4 protein-coding genes are annotated in these 2,783 nt (G+C 36.4%); 1 reads left to right on the top strand and 3 read right to left on the bottom strand.

Annotation, left to right across the window (positions count from 1 at the left end):
• The coding region (locus ACLFMM_RS09755; protein ID WP_410808540.1) for a zinc ribbon domain-containing protein at positions 1–257 on the top strand (257 nt) is incomplete at its 5' end.
• A 63-nt stretch (positions 258–320) separates the two neighbouring features.
• Here the strand turns inward: ACLFMM_RS09755 and ACLFMM_RS09750 are convergent.
• The 3 genes from ACLFMM_RS09750 to ACLFMM_RS09740 form a co-directional block, all read right to left on the bottom strand.
• Positions 321–1,070, bottom strand: a complete 750-nt coding sequence (locus ACLFMM_RS09750) for an ABC transporter permease (RefSeq protein WP_410808539.1) — start codon at positions 1,068–1,070, stop codon at positions 321–323.
• A gap of 29 nt (positions 1,071–1,099) precedes the next feature.
• Positions 1,100–1,837, bottom strand: a complete 738-nt coding sequence (locus ACLFMM_RS09745; RefSeq protein ID WP_410808538.1) for an ABC transporter ATP-binding protein — start codon at positions 1,835–1,837, stop codon at positions 1,100–1,102.
• A 197-nt stretch (positions 1,838–2,034) separates the two neighbouring features.
• The gene (locus tag ACLFMM_RS09740; RefSeq protein ID WP_410808541.1) at positions 2,035–2,193 is read right to left on the bottom strand and encodes a hypothetical protein; all 159 of its coding nucleotides are present in this window, start codon (positions 2,191–2,193) and stop codon (positions 2,035–2,037) included.
• Positions 2,194–2,783: the final 590 nt, after the last annotated feature.

The following is a 2,783-nucleotide window of genomic DNA, read 5'->3' as shown; positions in this document are numbered from 1 at the left end:
TCAAAAAAGTTGATGAGAAAAATACAACAAAAAAATGCTGTATCTGTGGAGACGTGGAAAAGAAGGATCCAGATGTAAGAACTTTTACCTGTAAAAAATGCGGTCAAACCCTTTCAAGAGATATAAACAGCGCTGTAAATATTGCTAAAAAAGAAATGCATTTGTCTGGCACGGACTACAAAGGTAATCTCAAAGAACCTTTGTATATTGCATATTGGAGATACAATAACTCGAAAATAAATATGCAAACGAATTAAACGAGAAAGATGATACTTTCTCACCTAAGTTTACATCATTTTATGTAAGTTTAGGAGTGCGGTTCAGGTTTCCAGTTTTTCAAAAAGATGGCTACTTATAATCAGAAGTACGAGTGTGATACCCAGTAGAATACCTATATCAGTAACGATTCCAAAATCAGAGCCATCTATCATCGTACCTCTCAATCCATCAACACCGTATGTTAGTGGATTGAGTTTTGCTATTGTAGTAACTGCATCTGGAAGATTGTTTATCGGGAATAGAGCACCAGATAGGAAGAATATAGGTACAATTACTAGGTTAATAATCAATGGAAATGCTTCAGGGTCATCCAGTTTTGCACCCATTGATATACCAAGGAGTGAAAACAAAAATGAAATCAAAAACATGAACAGTATTATCAAAGGGATAAATAACAGGCTGTCTAATCTAAACCCTATTAAATAACTTACAGGTATTAACACTATACCTTGAAACACTGCAGTAGTAGCTCCACCTATAGATCGCCCGATTAACAGTGATATACGAGGCACAGGTGCAACAAGACTTTCTTTTAAAAAACCAAATTGTTTGTCCCATAAAAGGGATACTCCGTTAAACACCGAACCAAACAAAAGTGCCATCCCCAGTATTCCCGGTGTAAGAGACTGCACATAATCTTCTCCACCTGCTTGTTGGAATACAGGTCCAAGTCCAAATCCGAGTGCCATAAGAAATATAGTTGGTTGAGCAATTGAAGCTATAACCCTTGGTTTTGACCTCCAGTACTCTTTTATTTGTCTTATCCACATGATGCGTATTGGGTCAAGCATTTTAAATACCTCTAAAACCTATAAAGTAGTTAATTTCGAATTGCATGTCCAGTCAATTTCAAAAACGCCTGTTCAAGGGTATTGGTCCCAGTCAACTCTTTAATCTGTTCAAAAGTTCCGATTGTCTGAATTTTGCCTTTGTCGATTATAGCAATACGGTCTGCTATTTTTTCGGCTTCGTCCAGGTTATGTGTTGTTAAAAATACGGTAAGATTGTTTTTTTCCTTTAAATCCCTTATATACTCCCACAAAAATGCCCGGGTGTGTACATCCAGACCAAGTGTAGGTTCATCAAGAAACAGTACTTTTGGTGTATGAATAAGTCCCCTTGCAATTTCGATTCTGCGTTTCATACCTCCAGAAAAAGTCTTGATAAGGTCGTTTTTTCTGTCTGGGAGTTCAACATTATCAAGAAGTTCGTCAACACGTCCTTTTATTTCTTTTTTCGGTACCTTGTATAAAACGGCGTGGTATTCCATATTTTCATAGGCAGTTAACTTGTCATCAAGACTGTTATCCTGGAAGATCACACCAATAGATTTTCTTACATCGTTTTTTTTATGCAGGACATCATATCCGTTTACTCTTATATGTCCTGATGTCGGCTGGAGTATTGTTGTCAGGATTTTAAGAGAGGTTGTTTTACCGGCTCCATTAGGTCCCAGAAATGCAAAAATTTCTCCTCCTTTTACACTAAAAGAAATATCATCAACAGCTACAAATTTATTATATTTCTTTGTTAAGTTCTCAACTTCAATTACATCCACTTTATCCAGCCTCTATTAATCTAAATTATCTTCAATTGTATACTTTATCAGTTCTTACTGCTATCCCACTAGTAATTCGTGGGTTCTATTAAACCTTGGGAGCCTCAAACTTTGATGAGGTTGAGCGTTTGCTGATTCATAGGCGGCACTTGCGAAACGGTAGAGGCCGTACGTAGAGGTACCATCTCTACACCCGTTCATTCCCGCGAGCTCCACGGTATGCTTCTTTGGATGTGATAGTCCAGATACTTCAGATATCTTTCCAATGATGAATTAGATACCGACAGACCGAATCTTTCGTATATATCTACTTTGATGGATAGAAGATGGTTCCAGATCAACCTGCAGTATTCCAGAGTCCCATCCAGTTTTTCTTGTTGTTCAGGAGTAGGATGAATCCCGAAACCCCAGATTCCTGCAGTTCTGACCTTCTTTGCGAAGCATCGGCTCTAACAATTCACTTGATACTGGTTGTACGATTTGAAACTTTATAATTTTTACTTAATGTTAGCGGTCATCCTGTTAAATCTATAGTTGAACAGACATCAGCGGGGTATGATTAATCACTCTTTAAACTACAGTTTAAAGATATTGGTAAATCTTAATATACCAAGTTTAAGTTTAACTCTAAATTTTCAATTTATAGTGTTCTGATTTAAGGAGCACGAGTGAACTTGTGGACATCCTCTACCTCTGCACCACTTCTTCGTAATATATAAAGTTATGGAAACCTTCTGTGGATATTGATCAATTTAAAATATGTAGTTTAAGATTCTGACAGGATTTTTTAAAAAATTGGGAAACCCAGTTCAAATTAATTGGTATGGTTTTGGGATTTGAAATAGACACAAAATACAACAGTAGTTTCTAAATTTATAAAGGTAAAGAAAACTGGCTCTGTAGAAATCCTATTCTGATAAAACTCTCTAATTCTGAAATGTTTTAA

The organism is Methanohalobium sp. (assembly GCF_046546175.1).
Classification (GTDB): Archaea; Halobacteriota; Methanosarcinia; order Methanosarcinales; family Methanosarcinaceae; genus Methanohalobium.
Note: the sequence above shows the minus strand (reverse complement) of the source record. Positions and strands in the feature narration are given on the sequence as shown.

Excerpts from the sequence above, each read along its gene's own strand:
- ACLFMM_RS09750 (WP_410808539.1), bottom strand. The coding sequence starts at position 1,070 with ATGCTTGACCCAATACGCATCATGTGGATAAGACAAATAAAAGAGTAC.